The following is a 17,784-nucleotide window of genomic DNA, read 5'->3' as shown; positions in this document are numbered from 1 at the left end:
CTGAAGGACGTCAACCGAGCGCGAAAATCTGCCGGACAGCTTCGGCGGCTTCCTTGCCCTTGGTGATGAAGTGCGTGCGATAAAAATCGGTCAGCACCTGAGTTTCCTGATAATTATGCGGCGTCAGCGACACGGAGAAAACCGGCACTTCCGTTTCAAGTTGCACACTCATCAGCCCGGAAACCACGGCATCGGCGACAAAGTCATGGCGATAGATACCGCCATCAACGACGAAAGCCGCAGCGACAACAGCATCATAGTCACCGGTCTTTGCAAGCTTCTTGGTAAGGAGCGGCATTTCAAATGCGCCCGGCACGTCAAACGTCACGACTTGTGCGCCGGACAGCTTGGTTGCAGCAGCCTCGACGAAGCCATCATGTGCACGGTCGACGATGTCGGCATGCCAGCGGGCCTTGATGAAGGCGATTTTCTTGTTGGAATAGTTTTCAGTAGACATTCGGAACCTTTCAGCAAAAATGAGTCAAGGTCCCAGAGCACGACAAGCCGCGCCGCACACAAGGTGCAACGAAGCTGGTCCTCTTCCATCCGGACTATACCGTCGGCCCCGGAATTTCACCGGATCTGCTGACCTCCCTGCCACAAAGGCAGGAGAGCGCTCGCGGGCTTTAACCGCCGGTGGGGAATTTCACCCCGCCCCGAGAACACATCTCTTCTAGTCCGAAAAATGGGGAGAGACAATCCTCTTTTAAAGGGTGGACAATGCGTTCATGAAAAAGGGACGGTATCGCCACCGTCCCCTATCTTCATCAAAAGCGCCAAGGCGTTAAGGCCCGCCACACCTTGGCAGACGCCATCATGTCATGACGAAGTGATCCTGCGCCACTTCGCGGTAAACCTTCTTGTCCTGCACAAAATCCACGGCGCGGATCGGGCTTTTCAGCTCTTCCACATCGGCATTTCGCTTCATGCCCAATCGATCAGGGTCGGGCACAGGCACCGCTTCCATGAGCTTGCGGGTATAAGGATGCTGAGGGTCGCTGAAAACCTTGTCGCGCGGTCCGATCTCGACGATCTGACCCAGATACATCACCGCCACCCGGTGACTGACGCGCTCGACCACGGCCATGTCATGCGAGATAAACAGGAAGGCGATGCCCATGCTTTCCTGCAAGTCCAGCATCAGATTGATGACCTGCGCCTTGATCGACACATCCAGCGCCGACACACTTTCATCGGCAATGATCACCTTGGGTTTCAGCGCCAGGGCCCGCGCAATACAGATCCGCTGCCGCTGGCCGCCAGAAAATTCGTGCGGATACCGTCGTGCCATATCGGCAGACAGCCCAACCCGGTCCAGCATGCCGGCCGTCATCTCCTGTGCCTGTTTGCGAGTGCCAAGCTTGTGTTCCAGATACGGCTCGGCGATCGCCTCCCCCACGGTCATCCGCGGATTGAGGCTGGCGAACGGATCCTGAAAGATCATCTGCACCGACTGGCGCAACTTGCGCATGGCCTTGCCATTGAACGCCAGAACATCTTCGCCGTTGACAGTGACCGACCCACTGTTGGGTTCGATCAGGCGCATGATGGCACGGCCAGTCGTGGATTTACCGCAGCCGGATTCGCCCACCAATGACAGTGTTTCACCCGCATGAAGGTTGAAGGATACATCTTCGACCGCATGGACCCGACCGCTCAGTTTCGACATCAAACCGGAATGAATGTCGAACCGCTTGCACAGGTTCTTGACCTCCAGAACCGGACGACTGTCCGTCGCAGCCGTTGAAGGCATCTCCCGCGGCTTGTCCATTTCGCCGGTGATGACGTCCATCATCGGGAACCGGGCCGGCAATTCGGAGCCGGTCATGGAGCCCAGAACCGGAACAGCAGACAAGAGTGCCCGGGTGTACGGCTGTGTGCTGTGGCGGAAAATATCCGAGGTCTTTCCGGTTTCAATCTGCTCGCCACGGAACATCACAACGGTCCGGTCAGCGATTTCCGCCACCACACCCATGTCATGCGTGATGAACAGGACCGATGTGCCTTCCTCTTCCTGCAACATCTTGATCAGATCGAGAATCTGACCCTGAATTGTCACATCAAGGGCGGTGGTCGGCTCATCGGCAATGAGCAGCTTGGGCTTGGCGGCCAGCGCCATGGCAATCATTGCCCGTTGCCGCATACCGCCGGAAAAGCGGTGCGGGTATTCGTCGAACCGCGAAGCGGCTGACGGAATGCGCACCTTTTCCAGAAGGCGGATGGATTCCAGCCGCGCATCCTTTTTGGAAATCGCCGAGTGACAGCGGATAGCCTCGGAAATCTGGTCGCCGATGGTGAAAAGCGGATTGAGGCTCGTCATCGGCTCCTGGAATATCATCGAGATATCGGCGCCGCGCACCTTGCAGATCTCGGCCTCTGACAGGCCAAGCAACTCGCGGTTCTGCAAGTAGACTTTGCCCTCAACACGGCTGGTATCCCTTTGCAAAAGGCGCATGATCGACAAGGAGGTGACACTCTTGCCAGAGCCACTTTCTCCCACGATGGCCATGGTTTCGCCGGGGAAGACCTGAAAGGAAACGTCGCGAACAACGGATTTCCATTCGCCATCTGTGCGGAACGAGGTCGTCAGATTTTCGACCGAGAGAACCGGTGACGCAGATGCTGCAGTCATCGGGGTCGGGGAAATGGTTTGCTGTGTGGACATGGAATACCTCTGGAAGCGTCTTGTTATCAGTCCGGCCAGCTCATCAGACCATCGAAGCGATGGCGGCTGAGGTCTTCGATCGGGCTCGCGATGATCTCGTTGGACTTGCGGGCCTTCTCCAGTTCTTCGACCAGTCGGTCGGCAACGATCTTTTCCTGTCCCGGATGCAGATTGCACGGATCAAGATAGAAGTAGTGATGCTCAACCTCATGGTCGCGCACGATGATCGGCTGGTCCCCCTTGGCAAGCGCTGCCGAAAGATCCCATGCAGTGATGTTGGCTTCTTCCGTATTGACGAAGACCTTGAGCCGATCGAGCGGGTTGTTGGTCGGGTCGGGATCAAGCACCGGCGTGATGCCAGGACGCCCTGTCAGAGTATCCTGCCACAGGCGCAGGTAGCTTGTTTCGCGTTCGCGGATGCCGTCATGATCACGGGTTTCCCAAGCTTCCAGCGCGGCCATGCAGCCATAGACGCTTTCCTTGCCAACCTTCATGCCACGCCCGATACCGGCATTTTGCATGTAGGTGTTGCGCACCATGTCCTTGCGGCCTGCAACGATGCCCGATGTCGGGCCGCCCAGGAACTTGTGACCGGAATAGAGCACCAGATCGGCCCCGGTTTCCAGGAAGCCGCGCAGGTCATATTCCGAGGCAGCATCCACAATCACCGGTACGCCGCGCGCATGGGCGATCTCGACGAACTCGCTCAGATGCAGCAGGCCATAATCGACAACGTGATGCGACACCACATAAACGGCAGCAGCCGTCTTGTCGGTGATGGCATTTTCCAGATGGAACCGATGCGTCGACGTCGACTGACCGATGGTGACCAGCTTGGCTCCGGTCAATTTGACCGCCTGATCCACCGGGGCACCATAATTGACGATATGGCCCATCTGCACGATGACTTCATTCTTGTCGGACAGCACATCCGGCAATTGCTCGATCTCATAGAGGTTCGGACCGGTCATGGCGCCAGCAACAGCCAGACTGATCGCGGCGGAGCAGGAGGCGGTCACGAAGCCGGCCTCACCGCCGGTCAAGCGGGCGATGATGGCGCTGGCCTTGCGTTGCAGATCATTCATCTCGACGAACTGCGGCATGATCGCCTGTGTTGCGGCAATCGCCTGCGGAACGGCAATGGACGCTCCCAGGCTGGTCATGGTGCCCGAAACATTGATCACGGGGCGAAGGCCGAGCGCGGCGCGGATGTCGTCACTCATTTTGTTACTCTCCAATTTTGTGCGCGGTGTGAGCGGAGCACAACTCGACACATGTATCGTAATAATGTAATAGCTTCTCAAAACCGATGGAGCTTCGATGACCAAGAGCCAAACCGCCGAGACCGGCCTCGCTGACGCAATCGCGTCGGATCCTTCCGCTGAGACTGTTGCGCCGAAGAAGGCGAAACGCTCGCGCGTCAGCGGCATCGACCGAGTGCTCCAGATCATTGATCATCTGTATGAAACCGGAGAACCCGAGGGGGCTTATGGCATTGCCAAGGCAATTGGCGCGCCGTTGTCCACGGTCTATACGATCATCGACGATCTGGTCGAAAAGAACATGCTGACACGCTCCAACGACGGCATCTTGTGGCTTGGCCCGCGGCTTTACCACTATGGACTGGCGTATGCCCGCTCCATCGACTTCATGGATGTTGCAACCCATGAAATGCACGATCTCTGCCGTCAAGCGGAGGAAACCGTGCAGGTTTGCGGCCGCGATGGACACCACATGCTGGTCATGGCGATGGCCGACGGGCCGAACCATTTTCAGGTGACCTCGCGCGTGGGCACCCGTGTACCGCTGAACTGGACCGCGTCTGGCCGTCTTCTGGTCGGCCATATGCCCGATGCAGACCGCATCGAACTGTTCAAGCGCGGCGCGCGCTCGTCGCCGACCGGCCGTGCGGTAATCGACGCCGAAGCCCTGTCGACGGCGGCGGCTGAAGCCTTTCGTGACCGTTTGTCCATCCAGGCAGAGGGAATCCGACTATGCGGTGGCCTGCATTGCCTCGCCGATCTGCAATCAGCAAGGCGAATGCGTTGCCACGATTTCCATCGTTCTGCCTGAGCAGAAAGCCATGGGCCCGGAAACGCCTTACGGCGAATACGTGCGCAATTCTGCTGCCAAGATCGAACGTATGATGGGATGGCGCGGCCACTGAGATCGTCTCCTAGTCGTTCAGCGCCACGATCGCTTCGATTTCGACCGTGATGTTGTTGGGCAGCGATCCAAAACCAACGGCAGACCGGGCATGAATGCCCTTTTCACCAAAGACTTCATTGAAGAGATCCGAACAACCGTTGATGACCTGCGGATGCTCCGTGAAGTCCGGGCTGGCATTGACCATGCCGAGGATCTTGATGAAATGCTTGACCCGTCCGAGATCTCCGAGAGCATCCTGCAAGACGGCGATCAAGTTCAGGCCGGTCAGCCGTGCGTGCCGGTAGGCTTCTTCGGTGGTCACATCCAGACCAACCTTGCCGTAATGCTGTGACCCATCCGCTTCGCTCGGACCCTGACCCGACAGAAACAGCAGGTTGCCTTCCTGCTTATGGGTCACGAAATTGGCGATGGGCGGCGGTGCCGACGGAATCGTGATCCCGAGTTTGGCAAGGCGATCATAGATCGAAGCGGACTGTGCCTCATTGAGGGAGGAAGACTGGGACACAAAAACTCCTGTCATACAAATAGAAAAAGACGTCAATCGCCGGGTCGGTCTCAGCGATGGTAATAGGGCTGGTTTTCAAGGCGATGGCGGGCATCTTCCGGCGTGAACCGGCTGGCCTTGATCACCTCGGTGCCGATCACGGTGTGGATCGGATCAAAAAGCTGCTTCATGCGCGACAGATCGCCATTGGAATCCACCGCCTCAAGATCTGCATCAATCAGGTTGAAAAGCGTAAACTCGGCTCTCGCACCTTCCGACAGAAGATTGTCCATCGGCAGCTTGATCACCTCGGCCGGGGCATGGGTGACCGCATGAATGATCTTCTCGAACGGCATTCCCACGGACAACAGCTTGGACATGGTGGTCGCCATGTCCCAAACCGGCCTGGGCAGGGAATGCCCGTGCAGATCCGTCGAGATGGAAAACGGCATGAGGCCGCGCTTGACAGCCGCTTCCGCGACCTTGAACGAAAAGGACGCACCGCCATGGCCGATGTCCAGACGCACCCCTTCTCCGGCACAGCGCTCGGCAAGCTGAAACAGATCTTCATCTTCCAGAATGCTGGAGCCGCGCTTGCCGTTGAAGCAATGCGTGACAATATCGCCCGGTCCGAGAATTTCCAGCACCTCGTCATAAAGCGCTGGCGGTTCTCCAACATGGACCATCATCGGCAGGTCAAGGATCTTGGCGATCTTCTTGCCCAGTTTGACCGGAATCACACCCCAGGATCCGGTGATGACGTGGCTCGCCCGCACCTTGATCCCGACGATATGCTCTTTGTTCGCCTCGTAGCACTCGACGATACGATCCAGATTGATGTCGTGGATGTCGCGCAGTTCCGGCACCCGATTGCAGGCCACAAGACCGATCGAACCAAGGTTCAGAAACGCTTTCACACGCTCCCGAGCAGGCTCGATGATGTATTCCCGGAAGCCATGGAAATTCGCCTCGCCAGCCGATCCGGCATCAACCATCGTCGTGACACCGCGTGCCGCGCCGCATTCGGATGGACGGATGGAAATGTCGGTGCCCCCATGCCAGACGTGAACATGAAGATCGGTCCAGCCCGGGGAGATCCACGCCCCCTTGCCGTCGACAACTCTCGTTGCGGTGGTGTGGGGCAGATCAGACCCAACCCTGGCGATGCGCCCATCGGCACCGACCGCTATGTCGATGGGCGCTGACGGCGCTTGCGCGCCAAAGCCAACCGGTTTGACATTCTTGAGAAGCACAGTGTTTTCAGTGTCTTTCGCAGACATCTTGTTACAAATCCTTCTGCAGTCGTGGATCGAGCATGTCGCGCAGTCCGTCGCCGACGATCTGCAAGGACAACACGGCCAGAATAATGGCGATCCCGGGGAAGAGGGTCATCCAGTCAGCCTGATCGAGATACTGGCGGCCTTCCGAAATCATCGTGCCCCAAGTGGCAATCTCCGGACTGACGCCGACCCCGAGGAACGAGAGGCCGGCCTCAGCCAGGATGGCGTTGGCGAAGAGGAAGGTCGCCTGCACCAGGATGGGGGAGATCAGGTTGCGCAGGATATGGCGCGTCATGATGTGGAAGGTCGAGATACCCATGGCCTGCGCCGCTTCCACGAACGGCAGTTCGCGCAGAACCAGCGTCGAAGCGCGCACGATACGCGCCAGACGCGGAGCATAAACGATGGACAGGGCGATGATTACCGTTGGCAGTGACGGCCCGAGCGCTGCGACCAACGCAATGGCCAACAGAATATCGGGAAAGGCCATCATAGCGTCGATCAGACGTGCAATCGGTGCATCCAGACCTCTGAAGAACCCGGCGAGCAGGCCAAGAGTGACGCCGATGAGCGCCGACAGGATGACAACGGAAACGCCAACCAGAAGCGACAGGCGCGCGCCAAAGATCGTCCGGGTGAAGACGTCACGGCCAAATTCATCTGTGCCGAACCAATGCGCCGCATTGGGAGCCATCAAACGGTCGGAAATCGACAAGGTATAAGGCGAATAGGGTGCAATCCACGGAGCCAGCACGGCCAGCGCCGTGAAGACAACCAGGATCAACGAACCGAAGGCCACCGTCTTGCGCTTGAAAAAACGCTTGGCGAACTGGACACGCGGATTGCTGGCAGGTGAGGCGGTCTGAATGTCTGTCATTAGTAGCGCACCCTCGGATCGACCAGCAGGTAAAGCATGTCGATAATGAAATTGATCAGGACGTAGAGACCCGCGACGACAAGCAGTGTTCCCTGGATAACCGGATAATCCCGCCGCATCACCGCAGAGACGACAAGACTGCCGACGCCGGGAAGGGCGAACACCGTTTCCGTCACCACCGCACCTGCAACCAGCACCGCGGCACTCAGGCCCAGCACCGTGAGGATCGGGATCAGCGCGTTTTTCAAGGCGTGCTTGAGGATAACCTTGCGTTCCACCAGCCCCTTGGCGCGGGCGGTGCGGATGTAATCATCGTTGAGCACATCCAGCATGGCGGCGCGGGTGAAGCGCAGAATGAGAGCCGACGAGACAACCCCGAGCGACACAGCAGGCAGAACCAGGTGTCGGAGGCGGTCGAAGAAGTCTGCGCCGGGCCCGCCGTAGCCGGACACGGGAAACAATCCGTAGTGAACGGCGAACACCTGAATGAGGATCAGTCCGAGCCAGAAGCTGGGCACACTGGCCGCAGTCATGGCAATGGCGGTCGACGCTTGATCAATGAAAGAGCCGCGCCGATATGCGGCGTAGATCCCCAGGGGCAGGGCGATGACACTGGCCAGCACCAGCGAGAACAGCGTCAGGAAGAAGGTCGTCTCGGCGCGCTGCGCCAAGGCTTCCGTGACGGGGATGTTAAGGAAGATCGAGCGGCCCAGATTGCCCTGCACCATCTGCCCCAGATAAATGACATATTGCGTCAGGATCGGCTGATCGAGCCCTAATCGGGCCCGCAGATCAACGATGTCCTGCGGGGTCGCATCCGGCCCCAGCATCACGGCAGCCGGATCGCCCGGCGTGATGCGAACAATGACGAAGACGATGGTCACGACAAGGAACATCACGACGACCATGCCGAAGAGCCGCTTGAGAATATAACGTATCATGGCGTCGGTTTCCTGGTTCGCACCCAGACAGGCGCGGTCATGACGGGCAGGTCAAATGCGTTGATCAGCATACTGCCTCCTCTCAAACGGCGTTCTTGGCGATGACGCCACTCAGCCAGTGATACGACTGCTTCGGGATGCGTTGCAGCGTCGGATAGTCGATGTAGACAAGCCCGAAACGCTTGGAAAAGCCGCGTCCCCACTCGAAGTTGTCCATCAGCGACCAGGCGAAATACCCGCGGATGTCGTGGCCTTCCTCAATCGCATCGAGCACGACATTGAGATAGCTATCGAAATAGGAGATGCGATCGTTGTCGATGACCTTGCGATCCGGGCCAAGCGCATCGGGGAACGAGGAGCCGTTCTCGGTAATATAGATCACCGGATTGTCGTAGCGTTCGGCGGTGTCGCGGATCTGCTCCATGAAGGCTGACGGATCGACCTGCCAGTTGACATCGGTGAGGGGGCCAACACCGGTCGGAGGGGTGGTTTCGGCCACGCCCCATGTCGCGCCCGGATGCGGGGCCACATAGATCGGGTTGTAATGATTGAGGCCGAAGAAATCGTTTTTCTGACTGATCTCTTCCATGTCGCCGGCTTGGATGAGCGGCTCCATCTTGTCGGCAATCAGATCCGGATAGGTGCCAAGCCATAGCGGATCGACAGTGACGCGCCGCCAGATGCAATCAGCCAGATCCACCGCGTCGCGGTGCGCTTCATCGTCATAGTGCGGACGGATTGGCCCCATCGAGACGATGTTGCCGATTTCAGCATCAGGGGCTTCGGCCCGCACGGCGCTGACCGATTTGCCATGCAGCCAGGTTGAGATTGTGGATCGCCTGAAGGCAGGCATCATAGTCCTGCTTGCCGGGCGCATGACGGCCCAGATTATAGGCCACCCACGGGATGACATTGGGTTCATTGATCGGTGCGAACTGCTTCACCCGGTCGCCGAAGTGACGAATAACGGTGGCCGCATAATCGCCGAAGACCTTGGCGGTTTCGCGTGAGCGCCAGCCGCCAGCCTCTTCCACGGCCACAGGCATGTCCCAGTGATGCAGGCAGATCCAGGGCGTAATGCCTTCATGCAGCAGAAGATCGATCACTCGATCATAGAAGTCGAGGCCCCTCTGATTGACCTGACCCTTGCCCTCGGGAAAGATCCGCGGCCATGCAGTCGACAGCCGATAGGCCTTGACCCCGAGCTTGCTCATCAGTGCGATGTCTTCGGGATAGCGATGATAATGGTCGCAGGCAATGTCAGCGGTGTCGCCATTGGTCGTCCGCCCTTGCGTGCGGGCATAGACGTCCCAGACGCTCAAGCCGCGCCCATCGGTTTCGGTCGCCCCCTCAATCTGGAAGGCAGAGGCAGCAACGCCCCAGAGGAAGTCGGTCGGGAAAGCTCGTGTCATATCGGGCCTGGTACTTTTTATGAATTCTTTGACAAGCAAGATCAGTCAACTCACCGGCAGTCGCGAATGCGACCGCCGGTGGATCTTCTCGGGAGGCAGGAAGAGCCCGAGGGCTTACTTGCCGTTTTTGGTGCTGACGTTCCAGAAATACGGCCATGGCGACGGCTTGAAGTTTTCAAGTGTCTTGGATTCGGCACTCAGCGAGTTGAAGTTGCCGACCTTGAACACCGGAGCGTCGTCGTAGAAGGCTTCCTGCACCTTGGCGAAGAGCTTGACGCGCTTGGCCGGATCGGATTCCGCCAGGAACGGATCCGTCACGTCATGCTTTTCCTTGTCGTCCCACCAACCCGGATAATCATCGGACATCCAGCCATTGAGGGCCGGTTCAGCCGGGAAAGGTCCGTGGGTGATGAAGATGTCCCACAGCTTGGGGTCGGCGCGACGCTGGGTGAGGGTTGCCCAGTCATAGACTTCGAGCTTCACCTTGAACCCGGCCATCTTCAGATACTGAGCCGCAACCTGAGCCATCTTGTAATGGAACTCATACTGACGGCTGGTCAGGATGCGCAAGGTCTGGCCCTTGTAGCCAGCCTTCTTCAGCATCTCGCCCGCCTTCTGCGGGTTGCCGTCGCCGTAGCGCTCAACACCGGCTTCGGTGTGCCAGATGTAGCCCTTCGGATACAACGCCCCATCAACCGCAAAGAACTTGGTGTCGCCAAACGCTGCCGTCAGCATGTCCTTCGGGTTCAAGGCTTCCTGAATGACATGGCGCATGGCCTTGTCTTTCATCATGCCCATCTTGGTGTTCATGACGAAAACCGGAGCGCCGTAGGGCTTAAGAACCACCGGAGTGGCCTTCTCTGCCTTTTCCAGACGGCTATAGCTTTCGGTCGGCAGGGATTCGGCAAAATCGAACTGACCGGACAACACGCCTTCCATACGTGTGTTCGGGTCAGACACCGGCACAAAGCGGATTTCGTCCAGAATAGCCTTGCGATCCCCGCCAAAGCCATTGGCCGGCCCCTTGCGCTCGGCATAATCCTTGAAACGGACAAGCTGGATATACTGGTCGGCCTTGTGATCCTTGAGCATATAGGGACCCGTGCCGATGAACTTGGTCAGCGGATCGGCCAGGTCTTTCTTCGGCATGATAACGGCGGCCGAATTGTTGAAGGCCAACAGCGACAGCAGCGGCGCATATGGCTTCTTCAACGTGATGCGCACACTGTCCTTGCCGGTTGCTTCAACGCTGTCGATGTAAGGCGCAGCCTGCTTGCCGCGCGAGGCAATGCTTATCCAGCGCTTCAGACAGGCCACAACATCGCTGGAATCCATGATGCTTTCATCATGAAACGGCACGTCGGCGCGCAGCGTAATATCATAAACCTTTCCGTCGTCGGAGATTTTCGGCATGGTCTTCGCCAGAAGCGGAATGACCTTCCATTTGGAATCATAGGTAAACAGTGTTTCGAAGATATGCTGCGTGGTCATGCCAACCACATCAGCCGTCGAGGCCATCGGGTCAAGCGTGGGTGGTTCGCCGATTGTCGCCACGTTGATGGTGCCGCTTGCGAAGGCTGCAATCGGTGCCATCGGAAGCGTCAGAACGGTCGCCGCCAACAGGATTTTCTTTAGCATCTGGATCCCCTCATAGTTCTTTAATTATGGAAGCTAAATCGTTATTATGATATTCAAGCCTCGTTTTCGATCTCCTGTCAAGTTGGGCAAGGGAATATAATCACGTCAGAGTGCCGCTCTATTGTGCAGTGCAAATTTTCATCATGCAGCGCACAGCATCGATGGGCAGCCGGGTTCCAGCCAATCTTTGCGCGCTTTGCTTTGTTTTTCAGGCGATCAGGCGCAACTTGCAGGTCATTGCCCCGTTGCACCAGCGAAGGCAATTTCAGGCGGTCATGCACCGTTTCCTGATCAAATTTGCAGCCGGACCAAAGCGCCACAAAGCTTGAATTGAAACGCCGGCTGGTCAAAGCTGTCGCAAAACAGAAGGGATCCCGCATCATGAAGCTTTATGTCTACGACCATTGCCCCTATTGCACACGCGCCCGTATGCCCTTCGGTCTGAAAGGCATTCCCTTTGAGCTGGTGCCGCTGGCCAATGACGATGAGGACACGCCAATCAAGATGATCGGGGTCAAGATGCTGCCGATCCTCGAAGGCCCTGACGGCTTCATGGGCGAGAGCCTCGACATCGTTCACAAGGTCGATGCTTTGAAGGGCGAGCCACTGTTTGCGGGAACGCCGACACAGGCAATCCTCGACTGGCAGAAAACATGGGAACCGACGGTGCGGACTCTGGTGACGCCGCGCACGCCGGATCCTGTCTTTCCGGAATTCCAGACGGACAGCGCGTGTGCTTATTTCAAGCGTCGGAAAGAAGCCAGCCACGGCAATTTTCAGCAGATGATCGGCCAGACCGACGAAGCTCTGGCGCAAATGGAACAGGGGCTGCAAGATCTCGTGCCCATTCTGCCCGATCCGGAAACCGGGTGCATCGACGACATCCTGTTGTTTCCAACACTGCGCAGCCTGACACTCGTGCCGGGGCTGACCATGCCACACAAGGTTGAGGTCTATACACGCCGCATGTCTGAACGCTCCGGCGTACCGCTCGTCAGTGACCTGCGCGAAAAACAGACTGCTGCTGAATAACCCTGCCTGCTTTCACCTTTGAGAAACACCGACCTGAAGCGCCGCGCTGTTCAACGCGCGACGCCTCGGCGGGTGCCAAAACCTTGCTTGACTCAAGCGTGCCGAACCCACTCCGGCAACCACTCCCCATGCGCTTTGATCAGATCATGTGTCAGTGACCAGATCTGATCCAGATCCAGTTCCGCAGCCGTGTGTGGATCCATCATCGCGGCATGAAAGACATGTTCGCGATTTTCACTCATCATGGCAGCAACCGTCAGTTCCTGCACGTTGATGTTGGTCCGGATCAATGCCGTCAACTGCGGTGGTAGAGCGCCGATATGCGTTGGCTGAAGCCCGTTGTCATCCACCAGACAGGGCACTTCCGCCGCACAGGCATCCGGCAATGAGGTGATGCAGCCGTTGTTGCGCAGATTGCCGTAGATGACGGACGGCTCGCCGGTCCAGACCGAATTCATGATCGACGACGCGTACTCGCGGCTTTGCGTCACCTCTATGGTTTCCGCCTCCCGAAACAGCTTGGCCTGACTGTTCCAGCGGGCCACCTGTTCGACACAGCGCTTGGGATACTCATCAAGCGGAATGCCGAATGTCTCGATCAGATCCTCGCGGCCTTCCTTGATGAAATACGGCGTGTACTCGGCAAAATGCTCAGAGCTTTCAGTGACAAAATACCCGAGCCTCGTCAGCATCTCGTAACGCACCTTGTTGGGGCACCGCGGGTTCCAGTCGCTGGGCTTGGGAAAACGCCCATCCCGGTAGCCTTGCAACAGATCGGGATAAAGATCCCTGTAGCTGCCGTCCGCCTGTCGATGCTCAAACTTCAGATAGAACGCCATGTGATTGATGCCTGCCGCACGGTACCGGATTTCATCCACGGGGATCTCAAGATCGCGCGCCAGTTCCGACGCAGTGCCTTGCACCGAATGACACAAACCAACCTGCTTGATCTTGGGAAACTTCTCGGCAATCGCCCAGGTGTTGATCGCCATCGGGTTCACATATTGCAGCATGATGGCATCCGGGCAGACCTGCATCATGTCTTCGCAGATCTTCCAAAGATGCGGCACCGTGCGCAGGCCACGCATGATACCGCCAACGCCAAGCGTATCGGCAATGGTCTGGCGCAGACCATATTTCTTCGGAATATCAAAGTCCGTCACGGTGCAAGGCTCATAGCCGCCAATCTGGAAAGCGACGACAACGAAGTTTGCCCCCTCCAACGCCTTGCGCTGATCAGAATAGGTCTCGATAACCGCTTTGGTCCCCAGAGTTCGGGCTAATTTGCTGGCGACAATTTCGCTTTCCGCAAGACGGTCAGCATTGATATCCATCAAGGCAATGGTTGCCCCGGACAGGGCCGGGCGTTGCAACACATCGCCGATGATGTTCTTCATGAAGACCGTCGATCCGGCACCGATGAAGGTAATTTTCGGATTTTTAGACATGCAATTCTCCAAGGGCTCAAGCGGCAACGTCAAAGGCCGCGCGAACCAGTCGTTTCGTATAGTCGGTTTGAGGATTGGTCAGGACATCGTCGACATTGCCCTGCTCCATGATCTGGCCATGCTGCATGATGATCACCCGGTGACACAGCGCCCGGACAACCTTGAGATCATGCGAAATGAACAGGTAGCTCAGACCCCGTTCGTCTTGCAGCTTGCGCAGAAGATCAATGATCTGCGCTTGAACCGAGAGATCCAGCGCTGAGGTTGGCTCATCGAGCAGCACGAACTCCGGCTCCAGTGCGATGGCACGCGCGATCGCGATGCGCTGACGCTGGCCACCGGAGAACTCATGCGGAAAGCGCCCCATGATGGTGTCGGGCAGGCCAGAGGCCAAAAGCGCATCGCGTACCCGGTCCTGTCGGTCGGCACGGCCTGAGCCAATGTTGTTGACGATCAGACCCTCTCCAATGATCTGACCAATCGTCATGCGCGGGTTGAGGGAAGAGAAGGGATCCTGAAAGACGATCTGCATCCGTGAGCGCAAGGGACGCATCTGGTCGCGGGTGCTGTCGTGAATGGGCTTGCCATCGAAAAAAATCTGACCACTGTCATTGTGGATCAGTCGCGTCAAAGCCTGGCCGAAGGTCGTCTTGCCCGATCCCGATTCACCTACAAGCCCAAGGGTTTCACGCCGTCGCAGAGACAGCGACAGTTCATTCACCGCGATCAGTTCGTGGCGGGTCTTGCGGAAGAACCCACCGCCGCCCAACGTGAAAGCGACCTTGACGTTGCGCCCTTCGAGGATAACCGGCTCCGTCGCCTCCAGCGGCTTGGCAACGCCCGTCGGTTCCGACCCCAACAAATGGCGAGTGTAGCGATGACGCGGGTTGGCAAACAGAGCCTCTGTGGTGTTGTGCTCCTTCAGTTCTCCCGTCTGCATGACATAAACGTAGTCGGAAAACCGACGCACTACGGTCAGGTCATGGGTGATCAGAATCACCGCCATGCCGTGCTTTTTCTGCAAATCCCGCAAGAGATTGAGAATTTGCGCCTGAACCGTGACGTCAAGCGCCGTCGTTGGCTCATCGGCAATCAGCACTTCCGGATTGTTCGCCAGCGCCATGGCAATCATCACGCGTTGACGCTGACCACCTGACATCTCATGCGGATACTGGCCAACTCGGAGTTCCGGCTGCGGGATCTGAACCTCGCGCAAGAGGTCTATGGCGCGGCTTCTGGCGGCGGACTTGCTGATTTTTTGATGGGTTCGCAAGGCCTCCACGATCTGACTGCCAACCGTGTAGATCGGGTTCAGCGAACTCATGGGTTCCTGAAAGATCATGGCGATGCGCGCACCGCGCAGGGACCGCCGTTTCTCCTTCGAATACTTGAGAATATCTTCCCCATCAAAAAACACCTGCGCTTTCGGGTTGATCGTCGCGCGTTTCGACAGCAGGCCCATGATAGTGCGGGCAGTGACCGATTTTCCGGAGCCGGATTCCCCGACAACCGCAATGGTTTCACCGCGGTAGAGATCCAGCGAGACACTGCGAACGGCCTCCACCTCGCCATGCTCTGTCTTGAAGCGCACCCCGGCATTGCGCACCTGTATGATCGGCTCGCCTGTTTTCTGTCCGGCGTCGAACCGGACCTTTGGAATGAGATCTTCCATCATCATGTCGTCTCCGGCTCAATAGGGATCAATGGCATCGCGCAACCCGTCACCGAGCGCGTTGAAGGCGAAGACAGTCACCAGCACAAAGCCAACCGGCGTCAGGATCCACGGATAGGAACCAATGACCGAATAATTGGCAGTGTCCTGCAACATCAGCCCCCAGGAAATCAGCGGTGGCTTCACCGCAAACCCGAGAAAACCCAAAAAGGATTCCAGCAACACAACTGTAGGAATTGCCAAGGTGACAGCCACAATCACGTGGCTCATCACATTGGGAAAGATGTGCTGAAAGATGATGCGCCGGTCACTTGCGCCGATTGCCATCGCCGCCTTGACGTATTCTATACGTGCAAGAGCCAACGTCTTGCCGCGCACTTCGCGCGACATCTGCGCCCAGCCCAGCGCCGACATGACGATAATCACGAACCCGAGGAAAACGTTGGAGGGCGCCGTCACCGGGATCAGCGATGCCAGCGCCAGATAAAGCGGGATCTGCGGAAAGGCCAGCACCAACTCGACAAACCGTTGCAGCCACGCATCGACGGCCCCGCCGAAATACCCCGAAACCATGCCGATCGTCGTTCCCACCACGGTCACGATAAAGACCACGGTCAGCGCAATCATCAAGGAAATGCGGGAGCCGTAGATTGCACGCGAGAGAACATCTCGCCCGAACTTGTCGGTTCCCAGAAAATGCACAGGCTTACCGCCGATATCACCGAAGAAATGCGTCTTCAGTGGGATCAGACCAAACAGACGATACGTCGCCCCGCTGACGAAAAATCCAAGTCTGCGCGGATTATCGTAATCCGGAGCAGACATCGGCTGGAACGTGATCGGGTCAAGTTCGCTGCCATCGACCAGCGGATAGATGCGCGGCGAAACCAGCACACCGCCCTTGTTATGGATCGAGATACTGTCCGGCGGCATGTAGGCGCTGTCGGTCAGATTAGGGTCGACGGGCGACAGAAACCCGGCAAAGATCGCCATGAACAGCAAGAACAGCACCAGGACGAGACCCAGCATTCCGGTGAACGAGTGCTTCAGGCGCCGCCAGACCAAAGCGGCATAACTCTCGTTGCGCTCGGGCACTACGGCGACAGCGTTTTCCAATGTGGTTTCAGAAGGTGTTTGCATCAGTGTGCCCCTCCAAGACTGACCCGCGGATCAAGGGCTGCCAGCAGCATATCCGCAATGATGTTGCCGACGAGCAGCGTGGCGGAGAGCACCAGCATGAAGGTTGCCGTCACATAGACATCGCCGACATACATTGACCCGACGATCGCTGGACCGACTGTCGGCAGGGCAAAGATGATGGCCACTTCGATTTCGCCGGTCAGCATGTAGGGCAGGACAACGCCCTGATACATCACCAGCGGGTGCAGGGCATTTGGAACGGCGTGACGCAAGACGACGGCACTTTCGCGCAGGCCCTTGGCGCGGGCCGTCTCGACATAATTGGCGTTCAGCGTATCAAGCAGATTGCCGCGCATGACGCGCATGTTGTAGGCCAGCCCGCCGAAGGTGGCGATGGCGATCACCGGCCAGACATGGCTCAAAAGATCGACAAACTTGCCCCACGACCAGGGCGCGCCGCCATAACGAGGCGAAAAGAAGCTGCTGATCTCACTCACATTGAAGTGAAAGACGAGCACATAGACCATAATCAGCGCCATCAGAAAGCGCGGCACCGTCATACCTAGAAAAGAGACCGCCGACAGCACCGTATCAACCCAGCTGTATTGGCGCGTGGCAGCAAGAATACCAAAAGTAATCCCCAAAACGGACGCAAAGATATGGCAGGTCAGGGCCAACATCAGCGTGCGCGGTAACCGCTCCGCCACAACATCACCAACGGGCTTGTTATAATAGAGGCTTTGGCCAAAGTCGCCACGGGTGACAATACCGACGATCCAGTTGAGATACTGCACCGGCATCGGTTTATCGAGACCATGTTCTTTGGAATAGGCTTTCGCCTGAGCATCCGCCTGCTCAAAGGACGCGCCACCCTGATTGATGAGCTGCGATCGAATATGATCACTGTAATCCCCCGGCGGGGCCTGAATAATCGCAAATGTCACGACACTCAGGATGAACAACACCGGAAGCGCCGACAGAATGCGGATGATGAGAAACCTGAACATTCATGTTCTCCTGCAACAA

Annotated in this window: 15 protein-coding genes, 1 pseudogene and 1 riboswitch; of the genes and pseudogenes, 2 read left to right on the top strand and 14 right to left on the bottom strand. The window is 57.6% G+C overall.

Annotation, left to right across the window (positions count from 1 at the left end; translation table 11 throughout):
* Positions 1–10: 10 nt before the first annotated feature.
* The 3 genes from AC0L7U_RS20100 to AC0L7U_RS20090 all read right to left on the bottom strand — a co-directional run bounded on the left by AC0L7U_RS20100 (position 11) and on the right by AC0L7U_RS20090 (position 3,888).
* A complete protein-coding gene (locus tag AC0L7U_RS20100; RefSeq protein WP_473696319.1) occupies positions 11–457 on the bottom strand; it encodes a 6,7-dimethyl-8-ribityllumazine synthase in 447 nt (148 codons plus the stop codon).
* 73 nt (positions 458–530) lie between these two features.
* Positions 531–668, bottom strand: a riboswitch (FMN riboswitch).
* A 146-nt stretch (positions 669–814) separates the two neighbouring features.
* Positions 815–2,665, bottom strand: coding sequence for an ABC transporter ATP-binding protein (locus AC0L7U_RS20095; RefSeq protein ID WP_473696317.1), 1,851 nt, complete (start codon positions 2,663–2,665; stop codon positions 815–817).
* A 26-nt stretch (positions 2,666–2,691) separates the two neighbouring features.
* Entirely contained in the window at positions 2,692–3,888 is a 1,197-nt protein-coding gene (locus AC0L7U_RS20090) for an aminotransferase class V-fold PLP-dependent enzyme (protein ID WP_473696315.1), read from the bottom strand.
* 97 nt (positions 3,889–3,985) lie between these two features.
* Between AC0L7U_RS20090 and AC0L7U_RS20085 the strand changes: the two are divergent.
* Positions 3,986–4,832 (top strand): annotated as a pseudogene (locus tag AC0L7U_RS20085) (IclR family transcriptional regulator).
* 9 nt (positions 4,833–4,841) lie between these two features.
* On the opposite strand, the gene AC0L7U_RS20080 reads toward AC0L7U_RS20085, so the two are convergent.
* From AC0L7U_RS20080 to AC0L7U_RS20050, 7 genes are all read right to left on the bottom strand, one after another.
* Positions 4,842–5,354, bottom strand: coding sequence for a RidA family protein (locus tag AC0L7U_RS20080; protein WP_473696313.1), 513 nt, complete (start codon positions 5,352–5,354; stop codon positions 4,842–4,844).
* 35 nt (positions 5,355–5,389) lie between these two features.
* Complete coding sequence (locus AC0L7U_RS20075; protein ID WP_473696311.1) at positions 5,390–6,598, bottom strand: amidohydrolase/deacetylase family metallohydrolase; 1,209 nt, start codon at positions 6,596–6,598, stop codon at positions 5,390–5,392.
* Between the two features lie 4 nt (positions 6,599–6,602).
* On the bottom strand, positions 6,603–7,475 hold the full coding sequence (locus AC0L7U_RS20070; RefSeq protein ID WP_473696309.1) for an ABC transporter permease: 873 nt from the start codon (positions 7,473–7,475) through the stop codon (positions 6,603–6,605).
* Complete coding sequence (locus AC0L7U_RS20065; protein WP_473696307.1) at positions 7,475–8,416, bottom strand: ABC transporter permease; 942 nt, start codon at positions 8,414–8,416, stop codon at positions 7,475–7,477. The genes AC0L7U_RS20070 and AC0L7U_RS20065 overlap by 1 nt, the downstream gene beginning before the upstream one ends.
* A gap of 82 nt (positions 8,417–8,498) precedes the next feature.
* Positions 8,499–9,269 carry a family 1 glycosylhydrolase gene (locus tag AC0L7U_RS20060; RefSeq protein WP_473696305.1) on the bottom strand — a complete coding sequence of 257 codons (771 nt, stop codon included), beginning with the start codon at positions 9,267–9,269 and terminating at the stop codon, positions 8,499–8,501.
* On the bottom strand, positions 9,190–9,828 hold the full coding sequence (locus tag AC0L7U_RS20055; RefSeq protein WP_473696303.1) for a glycoside hydrolase family 1 protein: 639 nt from the start codon (positions 9,826–9,828) through the stop codon (positions 9,190–9,192). The genes AC0L7U_RS20060 and AC0L7U_RS20055 overlap by 80 nt, the downstream gene beginning before the upstream one ends.
* A gap of 114 nt (positions 9,829–9,942) precedes the next feature.
* Complete coding sequence (locus AC0L7U_RS20050; protein ID WP_473696301.1) at positions 9,943–11,466, bottom strand: ABC transporter substrate-binding protein; 1,524 nt, start codon at positions 11,464–11,466, stop codon at positions 9,943–9,945.
* Positions 11,467–11,847: 381 nt separating this feature from the next.
* On the opposite strand from AC0L7U_RS20050, the gene grxB reads away from it, so the two are divergent.
* Positions 11,848–12,498, top strand: coding sequence for a glutaredoxin 2 (gene grxB / locus AC0L7U_RS20045; protein WP_473696299.1), 651 nt, complete (start codon positions 11,848–11,850; stop codon positions 12,496–12,498).
* A gap of 92 nt (positions 12,499–12,590) precedes the next feature.
* Here the strand turns inward: grxB and melA are convergent, their stop codons facing one another.
* From melA to AC0L7U_RS20025, 4 genes are read right to left on the bottom strand one after another with little or no spacing between them, the layout of a single operon-like run.
* On the bottom strand, positions 12,591–13,946 hold the full coding sequence (gene melA / locus AC0L7U_RS20040) for an alpha-galactosidase (protein WP_473696297.1): 1,356 nt from the start codon (positions 13,944–13,946) through the stop codon (positions 12,591–12,593).
* Positions 13,947–13,962: 16 nt separating this feature from the next.
* Positions 13,963–15,624, bottom strand: a complete 1,662-nt coding sequence (locus AC0L7U_RS20035; protein WP_473696295.1) for an ABC transporter ATP-binding protein — start codon at positions 15,622–15,624, stop codon at positions 13,963–13,965.
* 12 nt (positions 15,625–15,636) lie between these two features.
* Positions 15,637–16,758, bottom strand: coding sequence for an ABC transporter permease (locus AC0L7U_RS20030; RefSeq protein ID WP_473696293.1), 1,122 nt, complete (start codon positions 16,756–16,758; stop codon positions 15,637–15,639).
* Positions 16,758–17,765, bottom strand: a complete 1,008-nt coding sequence (locus AC0L7U_RS20025) for an ABC transporter permease (protein ID WP_473696291.1) — start codon at positions 17,763–17,765, stop codon at positions 16,758–16,760. The genes AC0L7U_RS20030 and AC0L7U_RS20025 overlap by 1 nt, the downstream gene beginning before the upstream one ends.
* Positions 17,766–17,784 lie beyond the last annotated feature (19 nt).

Source organism: Roseibium sp. 10G30-5 (genome assembly GCF_055809635.1).
This window is presented reverse-complemented; position numbering and strand designations above follow the sequence as displayed.

Coding starts and splice junctions, on each gene's coding strand:
- AC0L7U_RS20095 (WP_473696317.1), bottom strand. CDS start 2,665: ATGTCCACACAGCAAACCATTTCCCCGACCCCGATGACTGCAGCATCT.
- AC0L7U_RS20070 (WP_473696309.1), bottom strand. CDS start 7,475: ATGACAGACATTCAGACCGCCTCACCTGCCAGCAATCCGCGTGTCCAG.
- AC0L7U_RS20055 (WP_473696303.1), bottom strand. CDS start 9,828: ATGACACGAGCTTTCCCGACCGACTTCCTCTGGGGCGTTGCTGCCTCT.
- AC0L7U_RS20035 (WP_473696295.1), bottom strand. CDS start 15,624: ATGATGATGGAAGATCTCATTCCAAAGGTCCGGTTCGACGCCGGACAG.
- grxB (WP_473696299.1), top strand. CDS start 11,848: ATGAAGCTTTATGTCTACGACCATTGCCCCTATTGCACACGCGCCCGT.
- AC0L7U_RS20080 (WP_473696313.1), bottom strand. CDS start 5,354: ATGACAGGAGTTTTTGTGTCCCAGTCTTCCTCCCTCAATGAGGCACAG.
- AC0L7U_RS20030 (WP_473696293.1), bottom strand. CDS start 16,758: ATGCAAACACCTTCTGAAACCACATTGGAAAACGCTGTCGCCGTAGTG.
- AC0L7U_RS20075 (WP_473696311.1), bottom strand. CDS start 6,598: ATGTCTGCGAAAGACACTGAAAACACTGTGCTTCTCAAGAATGTCAAA.
- melA (WP_473696297.1), bottom strand. CDS start 13,946: ATGTCTAAAAATCCGAAAATTACCTTCATCGGTGCCGGATCGACGGTC.
- AC0L7U_RS20090 (WP_473696315.1), bottom strand. CDS start 3,888: ATGAGTGACGACATCCGCGCCGCGCTCGGCCTTCGCCCCGTGATCAAT.
- AC0L7U_RS20100 (WP_473696319.1), bottom strand. CDS start 457: ATGTCTACTGAAAACTATTCCAACAAGAAAATCGCCTTCATCAAGGCC.
- AC0L7U_RS20065 (WP_473696307.1), bottom strand. CDS start 8,416: ATGATACGTTATATTCTCAAGCGGCTCTTCGGCATGGTCGTCGTGATG.
- AC0L7U_RS20025 (WP_473696291.1), bottom strand. CDS start 17,765: ATGTTCAGGTTTCTCATCATCCGCATTCTGTCGGCGCTTCCGGTGTTG.
- AC0L7U_RS20060 (WP_473696305.1), bottom strand. CDS start 9,269: ATGCCTGCCTTCAGGCGATCCACAATCTCAACCTGGCTGCATGGCAAA.
- AC0L7U_RS20050 (WP_473696301.1), bottom strand. CDS start 11,466: ATGCTAAAGAAAATCCTGTTGGCGGCGACCGTTCTGACGCTTCCGATG.